At 41.0% G+C, this 1,125-nt stretch carries 3 protein-coding genes; 1 reads left to right on the top strand and 2 read right to left on the bottom strand.

Features of this window, described 5'->3' with window-relative positions:
• On the top strand, nt 1-249 hold a 249-nt coding region (locus PX484_RS04530), incomplete at its 5' end, for a type II toxin-antitoxin system RelE family toxin (RefSeq protein ID WP_288103004.1).
• Nucleotides 250-309: 60 nt separating this feature from the next.
• On the opposite strand, the gene PX484_RS04535 is transcribed toward PX484_RS04530, so the two are convergent.
• Both PX484_RS04535 and psaK read right to left on the bottom strand, forming a co-directional pair.
• The gene (locus PX484_RS04535; RefSeq protein WP_002800612.1) at nt 310-423 is read right to left on the bottom strand and encodes a hypothetical protein; all 114 of its coding nucleotides are present in this window, start codon (nt 421-423) and stop codon (nt 310-312) included.
• Between the two features lie 386 nt (nt 424-809).
• Nucleotides 810-1,076, bottom strand: a complete 267-nt coding sequence (gene psaK / locus PX484_RS04540) for a photosystem I reaction center subunit PsaK (protein WP_002756861.1) — start codon at nt 1,074-1,076, stop codon at nt 810-812.
• Nucleotides 1,077-1,125 lie beyond the last annotated feature (49 nt).

The following is a 1,125-nucleotide window of genomic DNA, read 5'->3' on the forward strand; positions in this document are numbered from 1 at the left end:
AAATTTTTGGAGAAACTAGATGCCAATAGCCGAAAATCTGTTTTGACTAAAATTGGTATTCTCAAAACCTGCCTTGAAACTCAAAACGTTTATCCCCCTGAAGAACTTGATATCAAAAAACTTAAAGGTGAGTTAAAAGGATTCTCCAGAATTCGTGTTGGCAAAATGCGAGTTATTTTTGAAATCGGCAAGGAGACAGACGAAATCTTTATTTATGAGATTAACTTTAGAGGCAATATTTACGATTAATTAAGCGATTAGCAACGTTCGGATTTACCAATTATTTTCGATACTTCTTTCCGCAGCCATCTAACTTTCATGAGTTAATTTAGCAAATACTGCTTCTTCTTTGTTAGCAAAGTCTCCAGCTTCGACTGGGGCCACTGCTTTCTTAATTTTCTCGCCAGCAGCCAGAATAATCACCCGATCTTGACGATTACTAGACTTCTGACATAATTAACTTTTGAGAGTTCAAAAATGGGAAAATAGGGATGAAGTTGCCTAAAATATCTTTATACTTAGGGTCTGCTGAATAAATCTAGAAACCTTGTTGGATAAGACTTTTGGACTTTTTTGACCTCAAAAAGTGCCAGCCATTGGAGGGATCGGGGGTAAAATTCAGGTACTTTTTCCCTGAAAATTAGGTAACTGACTACCTCAAAATCGGTAAAACCCCACACCCCACACCCCACACCCTGCCCCCACCAACAAACTTTTTCAGCAGACCCTACTTAGTTCTCCTGACTACTGACTACTGACTACTGGCTCCTCTCTCTGAGGATTACCGGTCACTGATTACTGATTACTGATTAGAGAATACCCGCATTAGAAAGACCGAGAACCAGTCCCGCACCGAGAATATGGCCAAAACTCATGGTAGCCAATAATTCCGGCAGACCGAAGCTTTTTTTCGAGGCTAACTGCGGCAAGGGTAAAGCAGGGCCGGCCCCAGTATTTTGGATAGCAAAATAACCGATAACGAAGGCTACTAGGTTAGCTAACGTCATGGTAATGCCGACGGATAAATTCCAGGGAATGGTTTGAGCAGTGGCTAAAAGTAAGGCGGAAGGGATCATTTGCGCTCCAGTCTTGATAAGATTTTGTTAACCACAGGGCATTATAAAA

Source organism: Microcystis sp. M49636_WE2 (assembly GCF_030065375.1).
GTDB classification, from domain to species: Bacteria; Cyanobacteriota; Cyanobacteriia; order Cyanobacteriales; family Microcystaceae; genus Microcystis; species Microcystis aeruginosa_C.